This is a genomic window from Methanocalculus alkaliphilus, assembly GCF_024170505.1.
GTDB lineage: Archaea > Halobacteriota > Methanomicrobia > Methanomicrobiales > Methanocorpusculaceae > Methanocalculus > Methanocalculus alkaliphilus.
In genome coordinates this window covers 231,830-252,465 of record NZ_JALJYG010000001.1, presented here as the reverse complement: position 1 = coordinate 252,465, position 20,636 = coordinate 231,830, and the positions used below count along the sequence as shown (strand labels likewise).

Annotated in this window: 19 protein-coding genes and 1 tRNA gene; 14 read left to right on the top strand and 6 right to left on the bottom strand. The window is 54.2% G+C overall.

Annotation, left to right across the window (positions count from 1 at the left end; all coding sequences use genetic code 11):
• Complete coding sequence (gene lonB / locus J2T58_RS01420) at nt 1–1,929, bottom strand: ATP-dependent protease LonB (protein WP_253486848.1); 1,929 nt, start codon at nt 1,927–1,929, stop codon at nt 1–3.
• 85 nt (nt 1,930–2,014) lie between these two features.
• Between lonB and J2T58_RS01415 the strand changes: the two genes are divergently transcribed.
• The 5 genes from J2T58_RS01415 (at nt 2,015) to thsA (ending at nt 6,548) form a co-directional block, all read left to right on the top strand.
• Nucleotides 2,015–2,860 (top strand): ribose-phosphate diphosphokinase, encoded by an 846-nt coding sequence (locus J2T58_RS01415; RefSeq protein ID WP_253486846.1) that lies wholly within the window; start codon nt 2,015–2,017, stop codon nt 2,858–2,860.
• Complete coding sequence (gene rtcA / locus J2T58_RS01410) at nt 2,857–3,816, top strand: RNA 3'-terminal phosphate cyclase (protein WP_253486845.1); 960 nt, start codon at nt 2,857–2,859, stop codon at nt 3,814–3,816. The genes J2T58_RS01415 and rtcA overlap by 4 nt, the downstream gene beginning before the upstream one ends.
• Nucleotides 3,813–4,268: an NOB1 family endonuclease gene (locus tag J2T58_RS01405; RefSeq protein WP_253486844.1), complete on the top strand. Its 456-nt coding sequence runs from the start codon at nt 3,813–3,815 to the stop codon at nt 4,266–4,268. Before rtcA ends, J2T58_RS01405 begins: the two co-directional genes overlap by 4 nt.
• 21 nt (nt 4,269–4,289) lie before the next feature.
• Nucleotides 4,290–4,892: an orotate phosphoribosyltransferase-like protein gene (locus J2T58_RS01400; RefSeq protein ID WP_253486843.1), complete on the top strand. Its 603-nt coding sequence runs from the start codon at nt 4,290–4,292 to the stop codon at nt 4,890–4,892.
• A gap of 84 nt (nt 4,893–4,976) precedes the next feature.
• On the top strand, nt 4,977–6,548 hold the full coding sequence (gene thsA, locus J2T58_RS01395; protein WP_253486923.1) for a thermosome subunit alpha: 1,572 nt from the start codon (nt 4,977–4,979) through the stop codon (nt 6,546–6,548).
• 30 nt (nt 6,549–6,578) lie between these two features.
• On the opposite strand, the gene J2T58_RS01390 is transcribed toward thsA, so the two are convergent.
• Nucleotides 6,579–7,244: an HAD family hydrolase gene (locus tag J2T58_RS01390; RefSeq protein WP_253486842.1), complete on the bottom strand. Its 666-nt coding sequence runs from the start codon at nt 7,242–7,244 to the stop codon at nt 6,579–6,581.
• A 107-nt stretch (nt 7,245–7,351) separates the two neighbouring features.
• Between J2T58_RS01390 and J2T58_RS01385 the strand changes: the two genes are divergently transcribed.
• Nucleotides 7,352–7,436, top strand: a tRNA-Ser gene (locus J2T58_RS01385).
• Between the two features lie 44 nt (nt 7,437–7,480).
• Here the strand turns inward: J2T58_RS01385 and J2T58_RS01380 are convergent.
• A complete protein-coding gene (locus J2T58_RS01380; RefSeq protein ID WP_253486841.1) occupies nt 7,481–7,729 on the bottom strand; it encodes a hybrid sensor histidine kinase/response regulator in 249 nt (82 codons plus the stop codon).
• Between J2T58_RS01380 and J2T58_RS01375 the strand changes: the two genes are divergently transcribed.
• The 8 genes from J2T58_RS01375 to J2T58_RS01340 all read left to right on the top strand — a co-directional run bounded on the left by J2T58_RS01375 (nt 7,723) and on the right by J2T58_RS01340 (nt 16,959).
• Entirely contained in the window at nt 7,723–8,310 is a 588-nt protein-coding gene (locus J2T58_RS01375) for a Cache 3/Cache 2 fusion domain-containing protein (RefSeq protein ID WP_253486840.1), read from the top strand. The two genes, J2T58_RS01380 and J2T58_RS01375, sit on opposite strands and share 7 nt — an antisense overlap.
• Nucleotides 8,311–8,320: 10 nt before the next feature.
• Nucleotides 8,321–8,764, top strand: a complete 444-nt coding sequence (locus tag J2T58_RS01370) for a chemotaxis protein CheW (RefSeq protein WP_253486838.1) — start codon at nt 8,321–8,323, stop codon at nt 8,762–8,764.
• A gap of 354 nt (nt 8,765–9,118) precedes the next feature.
• Entirely contained in the window at nt 9,119–12,022 is a 2,904-nt protein-coding gene (locus J2T58_RS01365) for a Cache 3/Cache 2 fusion domain-containing protein (RefSeq protein ID WP_253486836.1), read from the top strand.
• Between the two features lie 10 nt (nt 12,023–12,032).
• A complete protein-coding gene (locus tag J2T58_RS01360; RefSeq protein ID WP_253486834.1) occupies nt 12,033–12,536 on the top strand; it encodes a chemotaxis protein CheW in 504 nt (167 codons plus the stop codon).
• 247 nt (nt 12,537–12,783) lie between these two features.
• Complete coding sequence (locus J2T58_RS01355) at nt 12,784–13,941, top strand: sensor histidine kinase (RefSeq protein WP_253486832.1); 1,158 nt, start codon at nt 12,784–12,786, stop codon at nt 13,939–13,941.
• Between the two features lie 66 nt (nt 13,942–14,007).
• Nucleotides 14,008–14,619 carry a CheR family methyltransferase gene (locus tag J2T58_RS01350; protein ID WP_253486830.1) on the top strand — a complete coding sequence of 204 codons (612 nt, stop codon included), beginning with the start codon at nt 14,008–14,010 and terminating at the stop codon, nt 14,617–14,619.
• 90 nt (nt 14,620–14,709) lie between these two features.
• Complete coding sequence (locus tag J2T58_RS01345; RefSeq protein WP_253486829.1) at nt 14,710–15,318, top strand: MBL fold metallo-hydrolase; 609 nt, start codon at nt 14,710–14,712, stop codon at nt 15,316–15,318.
• A 189-nt stretch (nt 15,319–15,507) separates the two neighbouring features.
• Complete coding sequence (locus tag J2T58_RS01340) at nt 15,508–16,959, top strand: ATP-binding protein (RefSeq protein WP_253486828.1); 1,452 nt, start codon at nt 15,508–15,510, stop codon at nt 16,957–16,959.
• Nucleotides 16,960–17,127: 168 nt separating this feature from the next.
• On the opposite strand, the gene J2T58_RS01335 is transcribed toward J2T58_RS01340, so the two are convergent.
• The 3 genes from J2T58_RS01335 to J2T58_RS01325 all read right to left on the bottom strand — a co-directional run bounded on the left by J2T58_RS01335 (nt 17,128) and on the right by J2T58_RS01325 (nt 20,612).
• Nucleotides 17,128–18,018, bottom strand: a complete 891-nt coding sequence (locus tag J2T58_RS01335) for an Rpn family recombination-promoting nuclease/putative transposase (RefSeq protein ID WP_253486827.1) — start codon at nt 18,016–18,018, stop codon at nt 17,128–17,130.
• A 399-nt stretch (nt 18,019–18,417) separates the two neighbouring features.
• A complete protein-coding gene (locus tag J2T58_RS01330) occupies nt 18,418–18,840 on the bottom strand; it encodes an META domain-containing protein (protein WP_253486826.1) in 423 nt (140 codons plus the stop codon).
• Nucleotides 18,837–20,612, bottom strand: a complete 1,776-nt coding sequence (locus J2T58_RS01325) for a PAS domain S-box protein (protein ID WP_253486825.1) — start codon at nt 20,610–20,612, stop codon at nt 18,837–18,839. Before J2T58_RS01325 ends, J2T58_RS01330 begins: the two co-directional genes overlap by 4 nt.
• Between the last annotated feature and the right edge of the window lie 24 nt (nt 20,613–20,636).

The following is a 20,636-nucleotide window of genomic DNA, read 5'->3' as shown; positions in this document are numbered from 1 at the left end:
TTATGCAACACCTTGTTCGGTCTGGTTCTGTGAGTTCTGGGACCGGACGGCATGCTCGGCAAGCTTCTGGAGCTTGACAAGGAAGCCTTCCCGGTTCTCGGGGACGAGGGCACGCTCAAGGATCTCTTCGATATGGGAGACCGGAATGATCTCTATCATACTCTTGTATCTGTTCTCGATGAGAACATCGCCCAGGTTTGATGCCGGGATGAAGACCTGTTTGATCCCGGCTTTGGCAGCCGCCTCTATCTTATAGGTGACACCGCCGATAGGGAGGACATCCCCCCTGACCGAGAGTGATCCGGTCATGGCGACATCCTGCCTGACCGGGATGCCTTCGATGGCTGAGATGACCGCTGTTGCTACCGACACTGATGCAGAGTCCCCTTCGACGCCCTGGTAGGTGCCGATGAACTGGACATGGATATCGATATTCCTGATATCCTTCCCGGTGAACTTCTTCAGGATCGCAGAGACGTTTTTGATCGACTCCTGTGCGATCTCCTTTAAGAGACCGGTTGCGATGACTGTCCCGGTTGCCCCTTGTGCAGGGGTCACTTCGGCAACGATCGGAAGGACCGATCCCGAGTCGCTCCCCATCACCGCAAGCCCGTTGACCTTCCCGATGGCCGTTCCCGAGACGATGGTGAGGTCATAGTCCCGGCTCCGCCTGATATATTCGTCTGAGATCTGGTCTTCGACAGAACGGGCGGTCTCTTTTGCCATGATGACATGCTGTGCTGTCGTTACTTCTGCACCTTCCCCGCGTGCGATATCCCCGGCGACACGGACAAGGCCGCCGAGATCACGGAGCTTCAGGGTGAGATGCCCTTTCCGGTTCGACCGCCTCCGTGCCTCCCGGATCACCTCGCTGATGGCGCTGCGGTCAAATGGCGGGATCTTTCCGTCATTCTTGACCTCCTGGGCGATGAACCTGATGAACTTCTCGCGGTTCTTCGGGGTGTCATCGATCGTCTCCTTCATGAAGACCTCGTACCCGTAGCCACGGATACGGGATCTGAGGGCAGGATGCATCCCCTGCATCGCATCGAGGTTGCCTGCGGCGATCATGACAAACCTGCAGGGGACTGCCTCGGTCCTGACCATCGCACCACTTGAACGCTCGCTCTGCCCGGTGATCGGGAACTCCCCCTCCTGGAGGGCGGTGAGGAGGTTCTGCTGTGAATGCGGGGTGAGGGTATTGATCTCATCGATGAAGAGAACCCCTTTATGGGAGCGGTGGATGGCTCCTGCCTCGACACGGTCATGGGACGGGGTCTCAAGTCCTCCGGACTGGAACGGGTCGTGGCGGACATCGCCGAGGAGAGCCCCTGCCTGGGATCCCGTCGCATCGATGAAGGGTGCCTTGGCATCCTTGCTGGTTGATACAAGGAGCTTTGGGACCATCACATCGTCACGGGGCATCATTGTCCTGAAGGCGAGGAAGATGAAGGCTACAGCGATGATACCCATCAGAAGCATTCCCGAGATGAGGGCATACCCGATGATACCAAAGACGATCAACAGCATCAGCATATTCCGCCATTGTGCCCGTTTTCGTGCCTCCATCTTATGTGCGGTAACGATCTCCTTTCCCCTCCCCGACGGAACCGTCCGGATGAGGGGGTTGTTATTGTCATCAGAGTTTGGATAGACGAGAATGTCCTGCATCTCCTCTTTTGGAAGTAGCTCGGACATCGCCTTTGCAAGCATCGACTTGCCGGTACCTGGTGTTCCGATCATCATCACATGCCGTCGCTGGATCGCTGCTTTTTTGATCACCTCGACTGCCTGCTCCTGACCGATCACCTGATCGATGAGAGACTGGGGTACTTCGATATCTGCCGTTGTGACAAGGTCGATCTCACCGAAGAGTCCTTCCTCATCCTGTTCCACCACCGGCTCATCAGTCAGTTTTTCCGTATCCATTCTGAAGTATACCTCACGAAACGTTGAATGCTTATATATAGCAGGTCTATAGTTTAAGTAGTTTCAGTACAGGGAGATACGTAATATGAAGGTCGTATGCACGGAAAAAACCCAGATTCTCGGAGCACGAGTTGCCGGGGAGCTGGGCGCCCCCCTGGGTGAGGTGAAGGTTTCCCGGTTCCCTGATGGAGAGCTGTATCTCCGGGCATTGAACCTTGATGATGAGACGGTGATCGTCTCGTCACTGACTGATAATGATGCCTTTGTCGAGCTCCTCCTTCTGATCGATGCCTGTGAGGGATCTGAGGTGACTCTGGTCCTTCCATATATGGGATACGCCCGCCAGGATAAGCGGTTCCATCCGGGTGAGCCGATCAGTGTCCGGGCAGTCGCCCAGGCATTGAGCAGGGGTGTTCGACGGATCGTCACGGTCAATATCCATGAGCCTGCGGTGCTGCAGTACTTCAGGGTGCCTGCAGAGAACATATCCATCGCACCGGCAGTCGGGGCATACCTCTCCTCCACCGGTATTGCTGATCCCCTCATCCTCGCTCCGGATGATGGTGCATCGGCGTTTGCCAGGGGGGTTGCCTCTGGTGCCGGATGGGAGTATGATCACCTTGAGAAGACCCGCCTCTCCGGCCACGAGGTCCGGATCGAACCCAAGAACCTTGATGTCAACGGACGAAGCGTCGTTATCGTTGATGATATCATCTCGACAGGGGGAACGCTGGCAACCGCAGCAGAGATGCTTGGAGATCTTGGTGCCCTGAGCATCCAGGCTGCCTGTGTGCATGGTGTCTTCTCAGGCGGGGGATATGCCCGCCTCATCGCTGCCGGCTTCTCGGATGTCGCCTCAAGCGATACCATCGAGCGTGGCTGTTCAAAGTTCTCTGCCGCTCACTCGATCGCCGGGGCACTCAGGCGATGAAGGAGATCGACGGCGGTCTGCTTGAAGGGGGTGGCCAGATCGTCAGGGCCGCGGTTGCCCTGGCATCCCTGACCGGGGAGGCGATCAGGGTTGTGAATATCAGGGCTGCCCGTTCCCAACCAGGACTTGCTGCCCAGCATGTCGCCGCCGTCAGGGCCGCCGCTGCCGTCTCTCATGCAGAGACGACGGGTGTCACGGTGGGGTCACGGGAAATCACCTTTCTCCCGGGTACTCCCGGGATGAGGACGGTCGCCATCGATATCGGCACTGCCGGGAGTATCCCGCTCCTCCTCTCCGCATGGCTCCCGCAGGCGCTCCGGATCGGCGGTGTGATCACCGTCACCGGAGGGACCGGGGCGATCAACAGCCCGACCATCGACTATTTTGACAAGGTCTTCCTCGGCTATCTCCGGGCACACGGGGCAGAGGTTGATCTGGTGATCGAAAAGAGAGGGTACTATCCGGTCGGAGGGGGCGTTGTCACCGCCACTGTCCTGCCCTCTGATCCGGCACCCCTCGGTTCATGTACGCCGGTGGGTGCAGGAATCATATCTGCCTCATCAGGGCTCCCCGATCACGTCGCAACACGGCAGGCCGCCGCGGCGGCTGCGGTTGTGGGCGATCTTCCGATCCGTATCATCAGGCAGGAGGGGCCGGGTGTGGGATCGACATGCACCGTCTGGAGCCCCGGCCATGGGGGATCAGCGGTCGGGAGGCGTGGGCTTCCGGCAGAGGAGGTCGGCAGGATGGCTGCGGAGGCATACCGTGACGGGTCTGGATCTGATTGCGACCCCTATCTCTTCGATCAGCTGATGATCTACCTTGCGATGTATGGAGGGTCAATCCGGACATCCCGCCTCACGCTCCATGCGGAGACGATGATCCATCTCCTTGAGCAGTTCGGGTACTCCGTCTCACTCTCTCATCGTGACGGATGTGTGGAGGCATCGGCATGAAGATCGTCTGTGATGCTTCCTTCTTCTTCGGCGAATATCCTCTGCAAGGCGAGCTGTACACGACCCCGGAGGTGCTCTCCGAGCTCCGTGATCTCTCATCAAAGTGCAGATTCGATCTCCTCCGGGAGCAGGGGCTTCTTCTTGCCAGCCCTGAGCCCGGATCCATCACCCGGGTGAGGAGGGCTGCGGCATCAAGCGGGGATCTCGGGGTCCTTTCGGCGACGGACATCAGCATCCTTGCTCTTGCTGATGAGGTCAGCGGGGTGATTGCAACCGATGATTTTGCTATCCAGAACGTCGCTGCTCTCCTTGGAGTCGGGGTAAAGCCGATTCTCCAGCGCAAGGCAAAGAAGCGGCGGTGGAGACTCGTCTGTACCGGGTGTGGCCGGGAGGTCGAATCCGGATCTGACTGCCCGGTTTGTGGCGCATCGCTGAAACGAAGGAATAAATAGATGGGTATCGATCGTACTTCCATGTCATCCCTCACCGATCTGAAAGAGCGTGCCCGCCTCCTCCTTGAAGAGGGGCATAGCCAGGGTCAGATTGCCGATGAGCTCTCCCTCTCGATGGAGACGGTCACCTGGCTTTTAACCCAGCCAAAAGGAGATGTTGCACCACGGGATGTGCACATTGACTGGACAGCCGTCAGCTGTGATGCGACCCAGCTTGAATCGGTCGCTTCAATGATGATCGACCGGTATCGTGCCTCCTGTAATGGGGCAATGAGCCTTGATGCCGATGTGATGATCGGTATTGCGATCTCGGGGATCCCGCTTGCGACACTCATCGGTGCACGCGAGGGATGCAGCCTTGCGATTTACCACCCGGCAAAACATGCCGTCTCAGAGACGCCGATCGGTTCAATCTCCGGTAATTTTGCCTCTATTGGGGAGAAACGCTGTATTATTGTCGATGATGTCATCACCTCGGGGAAGACGATCGCCGAGGTTATCGGGTATCTCAGGCGGCATGGCGGTGTCCCGGTTGCGGTCTTTGTTCTCTTTGATAAGCGCGGTATCACCGAGGTTGATGGTGTTCCGGTCTACTCACTCTTCAGAATATCCCGGATCGATTGATCGGCCTGGGAATCGAGCATATGTTTATATAGAACTTCAAAGCAATTTTTACCGATACAGGAGGATTATACGTTGGTACAAGGCATGCAGTCATCCGGGCAGCCGGTGATTATTTTACGGCAAAACGTCGAGCAGACCCGTGGGTTTGAGGCACAGCGTTCGAACATCCTCGCGGCAAAGGCGATCATGGAGGCGGTCAGGACGACACTTGGCCCCCGTGGCATGGATAAGATGCTCGTTGCTGGCGATGATATCACCATCACAAACGATGGAGCGACGATTCTGAGCGAACTCTCTGTCCAGCACCCTGGCGCGAAGATGGTCGTCGAGGTCGCAACCGCACAGGATGATGAGTGTGGTGACGGGACGACGACAGCAGCCATCATGGTCGGTTCCTTCCTCGACCAGGCAGAGCGGCTCATCAAGATGGGTATCCACCCGACAAATATCTCCAAGGGCTACAGCCTCGGTATGAGGAAGGCGCTTGAGATCATCGATGAGCTCTCCATCACCGTCACCCCCGATGATAAAGAGACATTACAGAAGATCGCCACCACCGCGATGCTCGGAAAGACCATCGAGGCGATCCGGGAGAAGGCATCCGCCATCGTCGTCGATGCTGTCGGAACCGTCGCCGACCGTTCAGGTGAGCGGATCGTCATCGATGAGGACGATATCCTTGTCAAGACCCAGAAGGGCGACACGATCGATAATATCGAGCTTGTCCATGGTGTCATCATCGGCAAGGCCCGTGTCGATGAACAGATGCCGAAGATCGTCAATGGTGCAAAGGTCGCAATGATCAGCTCTCCGCTTGAGATCACCAAGACCCAGACGAAGTCGAAGATCAAGATCTCCTCGTCAGAGCAGGTGGCTGCATTTGGTGATGCGGAACGTGCATCCTTAAAGAAGATCGCCGATCAGATCATCGCCTCAGGTGCAAACGTCCTCCTCTGCCAGAAGGGGATCGCCGATGCAGTTCAGTTCTATCTTGCAAAGGCCGGCGTCTACTCCCTTGAGGATGTCCCTGAGAAGGAGATGAAGTACGCGGCAAAGGCACTCTGTGGAGAGATCGTCAACAAGCCCGAGGATCTCACCGTCGAGACGCTTGGAACCGCCGAGCAGGTCGAGCAGATGGATGGGGAAGACCTGACCAAGATCTCAGGATGCGAGAACGCAAAGGCAGTCACCATCCTGATCCGCGGCTCGACCCAGTATGTGGTTGATGAGATCGACCGTGCCATCAACGATGCAAAGCGTGTTATCCAGGATGCCATGGAGGATGGAAAATATACCATCGGTGGCGGTGCTGTCGAGACCGAACTTCTGATCCGTATCCGTGACTATGCTGCAACCATCGGTGGCCGTGAGCAGATCGCAATGGAGGCATTTGCACAGGCATTTGAGATCATCCCGATCACCCTTGCCGAGAACTCAGGATACAACCCGATTGATAAGCTTGTTGCCCTGAAGAAGGCACACAGCGAAGGGCAGAAGAACGCCGGTCTGAATGTCTACACCGGAGCGGTCGTTGATATGGCAGCAGAAGGCGTCTTTGAACCAATGCGGGTGAAGCGCCAGGCGATCCAGAGTGCGGCAGAGACTGCGGCACTCCTGATCCGGGTTGACGATATGATGGTCACCCAGTCCCACTAATAGTGGGATACCACCCTCTCTCTTTTATTTTTATTTTCTGGGCGATGCCAGATAGTCGCCAAGTTCATGCAGATCGGAGACGATCATCTCAACTCCGGGGAGTTCCTCAAATCTGTTAATATCACCCTCCGCGACACGGGCGATGAACCGCACCCCGGTCTCCCGGGCCGCCTGCCAGTCCTGGGGGGCGTCACCAACGAAGAGGACGTCCTCGGGGTGGATATCTTCCAGAGAAAGGATCTCCCTGATACCGTCTGCCTTGGATCGCGGGGATCCATAGATCCGGACGAAGAAGCCTGCAAGCCCGCGCCTCTCGGCGATGATATGCATCTCCTCCTCCGGGGTGGCAGAGACGACATAGAGGGGGATGACCGCTGCATACCGGCCAAGGAGGGCTTCTGCTCCCGGAATGAGGGGGATGGAGTACATCGCCTGGAGGATCTGCTCCTGATACCTGGATGCAAGCGCCTCCTCCTGTTCCCTGGTGAGGGGCTGGTGGAGGATATCCCTGTAGATGTTTTGGAACTTGACATATCTGGACATACCGCCGTTATCGAGATGGTACCTGACGATCTCGTCTTGATGTTCTGGAACGAAGGAGAAGGTCTCGCGGAATGCCTCTGCCTTGAGAGGGATTGAGTCTGCGATGACACCGTCGAAGTCGAAGATAAGGATGCGGGGCAGTCGGTTCTGCATAATAGGATGTTCGTATCCCATCCTCCTTATATTCTGCTTTTCAGGAAGGATGGATATCCTGGTTCAGAAGCCTTAATACCTCCGAAAAGCAAATATATTATCCCGGTGCCGAGGTAGTCTAGCCCGGGAAGGCGGTGGCCTCGAAAGCCACTGGTGTTCTGCGCCTCGGGAGTTCAAATCTCCCCCTCGGCGTTATCATCTCTTCTTTCTGCACTGCGGCGATTCCCTACTCTCTTCTATTCGCTCCTTTCCTCTGGTATGGCGTCCCCGTTTCTCAAAAGAAGTTTTCTATTTGCCTTCTCAAGGCGGCCGAGCGCCTCCTTCAGCGTCGTGATATCCCGGATCGACCCAATCGCCCCGGTGATGCTCCCTTCGCTGTCATAGAGCAGGGCGGCCTTCCCCCAGAGGGTGAGGTTCCGGCCGTCCGGGTATCCACCTCGGTCTTTGGTGCAGATGGCAGACGTTCGTCGGGACGCCAGTGGCACAGGAGGTCTATACTGCTTTCGTTTCGCGTGGCGAGACCTTCTATGGAACTGTCAATGTCGTCGGTACAGAGTATATCACCGCGTATGAACCGAACCGCGGACCTGGTGGTGCGGTCATTGGTATCCTCTTCGTCGGGATTCCAGAGCAGGCATCATTTGGGGTCGTTCAGGAGAGTATCCGGAATCAGGTCATCGGCCGGAACGTGTATATGTATGTCTTTGATAGTGCCGGAACTGCGATTATTCACCCAAACTTTGAGGGCCAGAACCTTGGACACCTTGATTTTAGTAAACAGATGGTAGACCAGAAGGAATGGATCATGCATTATGACTGGGAGGGTGAAGTAAAGATCGTTGGATTCACCTACTTTGCGCCTCTCGACTGGCATATCGCTGCCGGTGCCGACTGGGTGGACTTCACCGGCCCCATCGATGACAATGTGAAAGAGACTGGTAATGCAGCAGCGGCAACCGAAGAAGCCTCTGCCAGCATCGAGGAGGTCTCTAAGATGATCGAAAACGTGAGTACAGTTGCAAACAAGACACTCCAGGCGAACCAGAAGTTCAAGCTGGCGAAGTAGGTGCAGAGCAATGGTACGTGAAGCAGAAGGTGAGGACGCGATGCGATCAAACGGCTCTATCCAGGTGATGGAGTACACCCGGATCTCCGCCCTCCCCAACTCCCCCTCCTATATCAAGGGGATTATTGATCTCCATGGAGAGATCACAACGATCAACGATCTCAAGGCCCGCCTCAACATTCTCGGCTCTGACCGGGCTGAAGAGGAGTCCCGGATCATCGTCGTTGATGAGAATATCACGAACAAGATGGTTGGGATCATGGTCGATGATGTCCTCTCGGTTTCCACCTTTGAGATGAGCTATGTCGACCGTACCGGGGCTGTGGACTCAGATGACTACTCCTGCACCCTCGGCATCATCAAGAAGAAGTCCCAGGCGAAGGATAAGGAAGCAACAGATCTCGTTATCTGGATCGACATTAAGCAGCTCCTTGGTGAGATGCTGAGTGGGTAAGCGGCTGAAGATACGATATCTGCGTAAAGACATTAATTCTCCGGAAATCATTTTCTTATTATAATTATAGGTAAATCTATATATATCTCTTTATTTTATAAATACTATTCATTAAAAACGTATATATATGTGAAATACTTTTTTATCATTGTATGTATTATAGGTATTGTTTAGCTATCTTCTTCAGATTTGCTCTGGACACTAATCGATCAGTTTTATGAAGAGAAAAACAGGACTTAACTCCGAATGCATTGATGCCTCTGATAGCCCGAAGAGGAGGGCTTCAGAAATTAAACCAAATCAAATCATTCGGAACCGGGACATTCCAATGGATTGGAAAGTGGAGGTATGATTATGTCAAATGGAATTATGGAACGTTTTCAAAATATGAAGATCGGAACGAAGATCCTGATCATCTGCATTGCGCTTGTTGTACTGCCGACGGTGCTCCTCGGGATAGTTGCATATAATTCTGCAAGCGGGGCGATTGAGGAACAGGTTGAGACGCAGTTTAACCTCATTGCACAGGATACGAGGCAGGAGACGGAGAGCGTCTATACGCTGACGATGCAGCTGGTGCAGGGAGGGCTGAACGTCCTCCGTTATACCTTTAATGCAGAGGGTACTCCGGAGATACGGGACGGGCAGTTGGTTCTCGTCAATGCAGCAGGGCAGGTCTATGTCGTAAATGATAATCATGAACTCGTCGACAGCCTCTCAAATCAGCTTGATGGCGCCGCTGCGACTATCTTCCAGGTGCAGGGCAACCAGGCGATCCGGGTATCCACCTCGGTCTTTGGTGCAGATGGCAGGCGTGTCGTCGGGACACCAATAGCACAACAGGTCTATGATGTCGTCGTCACCCGTGGCGAGACCTTCTATGGGACTGCCAATGTCGTCGGCGTTGACTATATCACTGCGTACGAGCCGATCAGGAACGCACAGGGTGCGGTCATCGGTATCCTCTTCGTCGGGATTCCTGAGCAGGCAACCCTCGGAGTCATCCAGCAGAATATCAGGGATACTGTCGTTGGCCAGACTGGATATATGTACGTCATGGACAGCACCGGCACACTCCTGATCCACCCGACGATGCAGGGCCAGAGCCTGGCACAGCATGACTTTGCCCGGCAGATCCTCACGGAGAGGGATGGTGTCATCAGATATTACTGGGAGGGTGATGACATGATCGCATCATTTGCCTATTATCCAGATCTCGACTGGTACATCGTTGCAGGTGCCGACTGGGCAGACTTCACCGGGCCGATCAATGACATCAGGAATGCGATCCTTGCCATCGTGATCGGTGCTGTCATCATCGGCGGGGGTATTGCGATCCTCTTTGGGCGTGGTATTGCACGGCGGATGGATGAGCTCGTTGCTCTTGGCAGGCGTGTCACCGATGGGGACCTTTCCGGAACGGTCCAGACCGATAGAAGCGGTGATGAGATCGGCCAGGTTGCAGGGGCATTCGGCGATGTCGTCACGACGATTCAGAGGTTCGGCAGTGAGATGAATATGATCAGTGCTGCCGCAGCTGAAGGACGGCTTGATGTCCGCGGTGATGCCAGCCAGTTCAAAGGCGACTATGGCAGAATCATCGGGGGTGTCAACGAGACCCTCGACTCGGTCATCGGTCCCTTAAATGTCGCAGCGGAATATGTTGAGCGTATCAGTAATGGAGATGTTCCCGAGAAGATCACCGATGAGTACAAAGGTGACTTCAACGAGATCAAGAACAATCTGAACAAGTGTATTGATGCGGTCGATCTCCTGGTGGAAGATGCAAACTATCTTGCAGCCGGTGCCGTTGAAGGAAACCTCTCTGCCCGTGCGGATGGATCCAGGCATCAGGGCGACTTTAAGAGGGTCATCGACGGTCTGAATAATACCCTCGATGCCGTTGTCAGACCGCTCAATGGCATGGCAAAATCGATCAACCGCATCAGCAATGGTGACATTCCTGAGAAGATTACAGCTGAATTTGCCGGTGACTACAACCAGATGAAGGTCAGCGTCAACAAATGTATCGATGCGATCAACATGCTGATCGATGATGCAAACCTCCTTGCAGCTGCTGCAGTTGAAGGAAAGCTCGCCACCCGTGCCGATGCATCAAAGCACCACGGCGATTACCGGAAGGTCATCGACGGCTTAAACAACACCCTTGATGCCATTGTCAAGCCGGTCAATGAGGTGATCCGGATTGCAGATGCCTTTGCCAACGCCGACTTCAGCACCCGTTTCTCTGAGGATGTTGTCGCCCGTGGTGATATGGAGAAGCTGAAGAACGCGATGAACAACACCAGTACCCAGGTCTCCGTTGCAATTGCCGATGTCTCCCGGTTGATGGAGGAGCTTGCCGCCATCTCCGAAGAGGCGAACGCCAGCGTTGAGGAGGTCTCATCCGGTGCCCAGCAGATCGCCCGAAACACCGGACGGGTCAGCGAGAATTCTGAGCGGTCCAACAACGGTGCCCGGCAGGTTCTCCGTGCGATGGAGGATCTCTCCGCAGCGGTTGAGGAAGTGACCTCGAATGCAGAGTCTGTTGCATCGCTCGCACGAAACGCTGATGACCAGTCGAAAGAGGGTGCAAAACTCGCCGCCGCCGCCGAGAAGGGCATCGGTGAGATCAGCCATTCCGCAGCCGATGTCGATGCCATCATCAAGGACATCAACGACCAGATGAATCAGATCGGAAAGATCGTCGGCCTCATCGCTGATATCTCAAACCAGACGAACCTCCTCGCCCTCAATGCCGCAATCGAGGCGGCAAGAGCCGGTGATGCAGGCCGCGGGTTTGCTGTCGTCGCCGCCGAGGTCAAATCGCTTGCCCAGGAGTCGGGGTCATCCGCAGAGAGCATCGCAAGCATGATCGGTGACCTCCAGACGAAGGCGAAGCGTGCCGTCGAGGCGATGGGAACCGCCAACACCGCCGTCGAGGCAGGCTCTGACCAGATGGAGCAGACGATCAAAGCCTTCAACCAGATCGTCGATTCTGTCGAGAAGATCTCCCGTGCCATCGAGGAGGTTGCCAGTGCCGCCGAAGAGCAGGCAGCAACCGTCGAGGAGATCACCGCCAGTGTCCATGAGGTGACCGGTCTCATCGAGGAGAACGCACGCGAGGCAGGTGATGCCGCCGCCGCAACCGAAGAGGCATCGGCAGGCATCGACGAGGTCGCTAAGATGATCGAGAACGTCAGTGAAGTTGCAAACAAGACACTTCGGGCGAACCAGAAGTTCAAACTGGCGAAGTAGGTGCAGGGCAATGGTACGTGAAGCAGAAGGTGAGGCCGGAGTGCGATCAGACGGGTCGATCCAGGTTGTGGAGTTCGTCCTCGGGGACGAGACCTTCGCCATCGACCTCTTTGAGGTCCGGGAGGTTGTGGAGTATACGCGGATCTCCGCCCTCCCCAACTCCCCCTCCTATATCAAGGGGATCATCGATCTCCGTGGCGAGATCACCACAATCATCGATCTCAAGGCACGCCTGAACATCATCGGATCGAACCGGGCCGAGGAGGAGTCCCGGATCATCGTCCTTGACGAGAATATCACTAAAAAGAAGGTCGGGATCATGGTCGATGATGTCCTCTCGGTCTCAACCTTCGAGACGAACCAGGTTGACAGAACCGGTGCGATGGACTCGGATGACGACTCCTGTATCCTTGGGATCATCAAGAAGAAGGCTCAGGCGAAGGATAAGGAGGCGACCGATCTCGTCATCTGGATCGATATCAAACAGCTCCTTGGAGATATGCTCCGGGAGTGATGACTGTATCTGAGGAATTCGGGGGTTTCCCTTCCCGTTTGGGGACTGGCCTCTCCCCGTACCTTTCTGACGATTGTCCCTGCCTGATCTCAATCGCTATCCGGTATCATTCATTATTCATGAACGACAATATCAATAGTATGCTTCCCCCCTCAGGATCACCTCTCTGGTTTCAGATGAGAGGTGATCCCACATCCATCGTCAACCGCGGGGGTTGTGGATCTCTCCGATCAGGTGGGGGTGCCTGATGTTGCGGCAGACTGATACCGGGCTCCGTCTTGGAACTGTTCTCCTCACCACCGCCCTCTCCCTCATCGTCGGCATCATCTCCCTCTCATCCGGGGTCTATATTATATTCCAGAATCTCTTCTATATCCCGATCATCCTCGCCTGTGTCTTCTTCTTCAGGCGTGGCCTCATCTTCTCCATCATCCTCTCATGTACGTATCTTGGGATGCTCCTTCTCTATGCGGGTATGGATTACCTCAATGAGGGGTTGATCCGGGTCCTCCTCTTCATCGCCATTGGCATTGTCATCACCCTTCTTGCAGAGAAGTCCCGGGGGATTGAGGAATGTCTTGAGGGAATGAATGAGGAGCTCTCCCAGACAAATACCGCTCTTCTGGAGATGAATGAGAAATTATCAGGGGCAGAGGAGGAGATGCGATCACAGCTTGAGGAGCTGGTCATCACCCAGCATGCACTGAAGGAAGAGATCGAGCGCAAGACCGACTTTGTGATGGTCGCCTCGCATGAACTCCGGACCCCGCTTCAGCCTGCGCTTGGGTATCTCAGCCTCCTCACCTCCGATCCAAAAGGCTTTGGCCTCTCGGAGGATGTCGTTGATCTTCTCACCCGCTGCCAGAAGAATATCGATCAGGAGAGGCGGATCATCGATCGTATCCTGGAGCTCTCCCTCCTCGACTCGGGGAAGGTGATTCCGTCGCATGAGAGTATCCCCCTTCACAATTTCATTGAGGATATCATCCGGGGATCCGATCACCGTGCCCGGGCGGAGGTTCGTAATGATGTCCCCCGCCATGCTCTTCTGCGGGGTGATCCCAGCCTTCTCTATCAGGTATTTGCAAGCATCATCGGAAACGCGGTCCAGTATAACGAACCACCCCGGCAGGTCTCCATCCGGTATGAGGCTGATCCAGCATCACATTATATCAGGGTCATCGATAACGGCATCGGGATCGATCCCGAGGCACAGAAGAAGATCTTTGAGCCGTTCCATATCGCAGATCTGAATGCCCTCTCACGGGAGTATAATCGCCTCGGTCTTGGTCTGCCGCTTGCACAGCGGTATATCCAGCTTCATGGAGGGGATATTACGCTCCAGAGCTCGCCGGGAGAGGGGAGCACCTTCATCATCCGGATTCCAGGTACGATATCCTCCTGATCCCCTTCCTGAACCAGACCAAAACAGGATATCCATTCGGATACCATATGATAAGGAGATACAACAATGGCATTCACATATTTTTTCAGGGATCTCCAGACACTGGAGGTGATCACCGATCATATCCTCCCCACACTGAAAGGCCGGAGGACAATTGATGTATGGAGTGCAGGATGCGCAATGGGCCAGGAGCCCTATACCATTGCGATTCTCTTAAAGGAGAATATGGGGTCGATGATATTTCGGAATGTCCGCATCCTGGCGACCGATATCGACCATTCAAACCTTTTTGATGCCATCATCTCAAAGGGGAGCTACCCGGAGCAGGAACTGAAACGGATGCCAAAAGAGTATTTCAGCAGGTACTTTTCACCTGATCCAGAGAAAGAAGGGAACTTCATCATCGCAGAGGAGATCAGAAAGCGGCTCACCTACCAGCGGCATGATCTCCTCACCCTCCAGCCGGTGAGAACCAATATCTCACTCATCTCCTGTAAAAATGTCCTCCTCCACTTCACCGAGGAAGAGCGGATCAGGGTCATCCGGATGTTTTATGACACCCTCTCTGACGGAGGGTTCTTCCTGACCGAACAGACGCAGAAGATGCCCTCCGAGTGTGGCGATCTCTTTGAACCGGTCGTCTCAAATGCCCAGGTCTTCAGGAAGATACCGGTCTGATAACAGGGCTGGAGAAAGAAAGGGATTCATCATCAGAAGGCAACTCCCGGGCGGGGTACAGGAATCATTGAGACAGGACCGCACGCTGCTATGAAGATCAATAACCTGACAGAACAGAGCCGCATATACACATCCAATGCCTATCTCATCACCGGAACGTGGTGTTCACTGGATACCAGAAATACCCTCATCGATACCGGGAGGGATCCTGCCATCATCGAGGCGATCCGGGCTGCCTCCACCGGTGTCGGGAAGCGGAAACTCGACCAGGTGATCATCACCCATTCCCACTATGATCATGCATCCCTCCTCCCGAGGATCAGGGAGCTCTTCTGCCCGGTCGTCTATGCCTTCTCCGGACATCTCGAAGGTGTTGATACCGTCGTCAGAGGTGGCGAAACGCTGAAGGCGGGTGATCGGACGTTCGAGGTGATCCACACCCCCGGCCACAGCCATGACTCGATATGCCTCTTCTGCGAGGAGGACGGGGTCCTGTTTGCAGGTGACACCCCGCTTGTCATCCGGTCCAGGGGCGGAACCTATGAGGAGGGTTTTATCCATGCCCTCGCAGTTATCTGCCAGCGGGATGTCAGGGCGATATACTTTGGGCATGGCTCCCCACTCCTTGAGAACTGCAACCAGGTGTTGCAGACATCACTTGGTAATGTCCGTGCAGGCCGTCGTGCTGACAGGGTGTGAGGGGGTGGATCTTCTGGGTTCTCTGGCAGATTGTATCCTTGCAGGACCCAATATGGCTTTTTTGTTGAAGAGGCATTATATGGCCTCATTGGAGGCTGTTGTGTTGAACAATAGGAAAAGGAATACGCTTTATATCTCATCAAATAATGTACTATCATGGACAGGTCGAATGCCTGTAATTGATCAACAATGAAGCAGATGAATCTGAATGATCGTATTTTACTTGGAGAGGGATATACTACTGAGTTCAAACAGGCAGGTACGTCTGGTCTCGGACGAGAAATATGTGCCTTTGCCAATGCATCCGGGGGTGTCATCCTCATTGGTGTGGGGGATGATGGGCGGATTATCGGTGTAAATAATCATAATGGCCTTAAATCTGAGGTTCAAAACATCGCCCGTTCTTCAGATCCACCAATTGCTGTTGAGATTGAAAGCATAGGTGAGGTACTCTGCATAACGATTCCAACCCAAAACAGCAAGCCCTATTCCTTTGCAGGTAAGTTCTACATTCGCGAAGGTGCTTCTTCAATGCAGATGTCTCGATCAGAGATTCGCGATTTTTTTTATCTTGAGGGATTGATTCATTTTGATGAAAGTCCCTGTAGGAAATTTTCCATGGAGAATGACCTCACAGATGATGTATGGACTGCGTTTCAGAAACGGGCTCGGATTCCAACTGATATGGCGCCCTTCGCAGCATTAGAGAACCTGCACTTGATTCACGAAGGGCAGATGACGCATGCTGGTGCATGGCTCATGGCCCGCGACATCAGAAAATTCACCCCGAGCGCTGATGTTGCCTGTGCATTGTTTATGGGTACAGATAAAGTACGTATTCTTGACCGGCGGAATTACAACAGCGATATCTACTCCATGATCAATGATGTGGTTGCATATATACTTTCAAAGATAAATATTGAATATATAATCCGGCATGTAAAAAGGGAAGAGAAACCCGAGCTGCCTGAAGAAGCCCTTCGTGAGGCGGTTGTTAATGCACTTGCACATCGCGATTACCGCACTACAGCCAATGTTCAGGTTTATATCTTTTCAGATCGGGTTGAGATCGTAAGTCCTGGAGGACTTCCTGCCGGGATGAGCAAGGAAAATCTTGGGACCAGAAGTGTTCCAAGAAATCCACTTCTTTTTGCAACACTCTACCGAATGAAAGTGGTTGAACATATTGGATCTGGCATTCGCCGCATTCAGCAGCTCTGCAGAGAATATGGTATAGGTGAACCGAAGATTGATACGTCTGAGCACTGGTTTTCAATTACCTTCCCACGATCTGGTATGGGATACAGAAGAGATGCTCAGTCGCAGCCAGAGTCGCAGCCAGAGTCGCAGCCAGAGTCGCAGCCAGAGTCACAGCCAGAGTCACAGCCAGATTCTCTGGCACTACGAATAGCCCGGCTTCTTCAAAGTGGGCCCCTGGCAAAATCAGAAATCTCCACCGGTCTTGGTCAGAAGGGAGTCTCTGGCCAACTGAACCATGTAATACGAATGTTGCTCCATGAAGAATTAATAGAATATACAATTCCTGAAAAACCTACGAGCAGACTACAGAAATATCGCCTTACCAATAAAGGGGAGATTTTATTAAAGTATGGCGATGGAGAGTCAACTACCCACGACTGAAGTCGTGGGCTTCCTGCCTGTTAGATCGTGAGCCTCACCTCGTTGCATTCTTCAAAGTGAACCCCCCCTGGCAAAATCAGAGATCTCCACTGGTCCTGGTCAGAAGGGAATCTCTGGCCAACTGAATCATGTAAAAGAGTGGGGGGCAGAGCCCGGATTAACTGTCTGTCAGATAAGGTGGCGGATCTCCTCCTCCGGCAGTCCGGTGATCTCTGCGATCTCACTGATGGGCATCCCAAACGCCTTCATCCTCTTCAGGAGTCTTCGCTGCCCCTCAGCTATTCCTTCCGCTTTCCCTTCCGCCTTCAGCTCAGCGGTCCATCGTTTTACCTTTTCTGCTAGCATAGTCTCCCCACAAAACGGATTTGGTAGTGGTTTATTGTTATCTGTCTTTAAGGTATTCTCAAAGAATAGCGAAAAATCCCGGCGCAGAGGATCGAGATCCGGATTCGTACTCATCCATGCGTTCAGCCGCTGGCCGAGCAGGAAGAGATCCGCAGTTTTGGATGACTGCTCCAGACCAAAGAGGCTGGCTGCAAGGTTTCTCGTCTCTGTGAGATGATGCAGTGTCAGCCGGAGCTCATCAACCACAAGATACGGGACTGACGGCCTGAACCGGAGAACCGGATCAGGCATCAGGATGGCTGCACCGATATCATCCGGTACATTCCATGGACTCTCGCCATTATAGAGGACGATCGGAAGTATCCCGGGCAATTGTTTTCGTACGGAGTGTTTCCCTGTCCGTATCAGATCCTGCCAGAGGAGCGCCATATAGGACATGATCCGGATCGGCATCGTCGGATCGGGTGTGGATTGAAACTCGATTAAGAGGTAGATGATCAGGGTCCGATCCCCATATCTCACGCTCCAGATGAGATCATCCTCGCGCTCCCTGAGATCATCGGTCACATAGCTGCCATTACACCGCTTCAGTGTCGTAACGTCACAGGCAGCAGCAAATCCGGGATCAAGAAACCCGGAGATGAGGTCTGCCATCATCTCTTTGTGGCTGAAGAGGCGTTTATACGGGTGATCTGAATCTGTGATTGTTTCCAACTCCCTTGATCGCTCCTGTATCCTCAATGCCTTGAGCAGATCTCCACTCCATCCTCCTGCAGGAGGAAGCCCCTCGTCAAGACGCTCCAGGACACTGATTATTGAGTATTCCGTCAGATGGCCTCATAAAGATCGGGAGCGGGGGGTGAAAGTGAAGAGGAATGGAGTGGAGGCGCCCTACCCCTTCCTCGAGAGTCTTTCAAACCAGAAGGATTCGATCGGAGGAGGGGTGGTCGCCAGGATATTCCGGGTGAGATGGTTCCAAGGGCCGGCTACATCTCCAGACAATACGGAAAGAATATTCTGCCTTGTTCATGTAATCGTCCACCAAATACGGCTTCTCGTGCACACATTGTTTTTGACTCCATCGAATAATCAGAGGTATGAGCAATCTATAACTCAGATCATCCGCCCAAACGCAAGGATCTCCCGGCCATCTCCCTGATAGAAGATGAGAATGTCGCCATCCAGCGAGTACCCGGCAGCCTGGGTGATCAGAAAGAGGAACCGCCGCTCCTCTTCCATCACGCTCTCATCCATGCAGTACATTTCGGTTGCTATTGGCTGGCTGATGACGATCTGCCCTTGTCCCGCCCGGTACTCGGCTGCATAGCTATTGCACCCGGCACTCCCCTGAAGGGTTCCATCCCCGGAGAATGAGATGGTTCCTCCCGCAGCTGCTCTGACGGTCTGACCATCATCTCCCAGATAGGAGATGAGCCTCCAGGATGTATCCGGGAGATCCCCGCCCCCGACGACACATCCTGTGGCAAGGAGTGTGGCAAGGAGCAGTACTCCGGTGATCAGGAAATTTCTTTTCATTTCTCCTCCTCTCCTGCCAGGAATCTGTCCAGCACGGATCTGCACCGACGCAGCTCCTCCTCATCCTCAACCTGCCGGGTGACATCGATCCCGGTACTGATGATATGGGTGACCTCTCCCCTCTCATCGGTGATGACGGTATTGGACCAGTCGATCTTCTTCCGGGCTCCATCCTTTGCAATCCATGCTGTTCTGATCCGTGCACTCTTCCTCGTCCTGGTGAGGGTGGTGATGTGGGATCTGATCCCCTCGATCATCTCGGGAGCAACAAAGATATCCCAGATCGTCCGTCCCATAACTTCAGCAGCGAGATAGCCGGTCATCTCTTCCGCCTTTCGATTAAAGCGGGTGATCCTTCCCTCCGGATCAAGGACGAAGATGACCGCATCAACCGTCTCGATCAGTGTCTCCGAGAGATCACGGGCATTCCTCAGTTCCGCCTCTCCTTCCATCCATTCGATGGTCCAGCCGGTACGCTCCGCAAAGAGGGTGAGGAGCCGCTCTTTACTCTCCAGATAGTCGGGGTCCTCGTCCCTGCCGCCAAATCCTGCCTCAAACACACCGACCACAACCCCATTGGCGACGATCGGGTGGGAGAAGGCGAAGGGGAGTCCTTCAGGAACGCCGCTTTCATATATCTCATCGTTATGGGTGATCCGGACGGCGGTCGTGCCCCGCTTTGACCAGCATCTCCCGATGACCCTGACGATCCCGGCGAGGATCTCCGGCAGGGTGTTGCGGGGGTCGATTGTATCGGAGAACTTATGGATGCATTCTATCTCCTGTACTCTCCGTTCAAGCTGGTCCTTCCGGGCCGTCAGCTCAAGCTCCATCGCTTTTCGATCAGAGATGTCGTTGCCGACCGAGAGGATTCCGGTCACATTCCCCTCATCATCCCTGATCGGGCTGTTGGACCACCGGACCCAGACGAGACGGCCGTCCCTGGTGATATTGGCATTCTCATTGCGCCGGTAGGCATCTGCACCGGTACATATCTCCCTGATAAGGAATTGGAGGTTCCTGCCATCCATCTCTTCCGGCGGGACGATCGTTCCGATGACACTCTCCCCGATGATTTCTTCCCGTGAATATCCAAAGAACTCCTCGGCAAAATCATTGAAGAAGGTGATCCTCCCCTCATTATCGAGCTTCAGGATGATGGCACCGGCCATCTCAACCAGCTGGCGGTACTGCTGCTCCCGTTCCCTCAGCTCATCGACCATCCTGACATGATCGGTGATATCCACCATGACGACGACATAGACTTCGCGGTGCGCATCATCCATCGATGGGATGATATGGATATGCAGATCCGTCCTCTCCCTGTCTGCCATCAGAACCGAATATTCTACTATCTCCTCACTCTCTACGGTGTGATCTTTAATCGTGGCAAGGAGATCGATGATCGCCGGATCCCTTGCAGGGATATAGCCGATATCCCTCCCTGTCACCTCATCCACAGGTACGCCGATGAATGCCGCACATGCTTCATTAATGAGAATGATCTGCCGGTCCGCATCAAGGATCATGATCCTCTCCCGCATCGTTGAAATGAGGGAGGTGAGTGGGAGGCGGTGTGCGAGGGAGTAGATCTTCGCCATCCCGACCGTCCTCATCTCGACTTGGCCGGAGGCATACAGGCTGTCGAGATACCTGCCGGTCGAATGTTTATTCCGGCCGAGCGCACGGGCGACCTCTGTGACGCTCATCCCTTTTGGGTGGTCCTTGAGGAGATCCCTGATCTCAGCAAACTCTCTCCGCGGTGACTCCATTCGTTCATCTGTTGATTGTTTAAA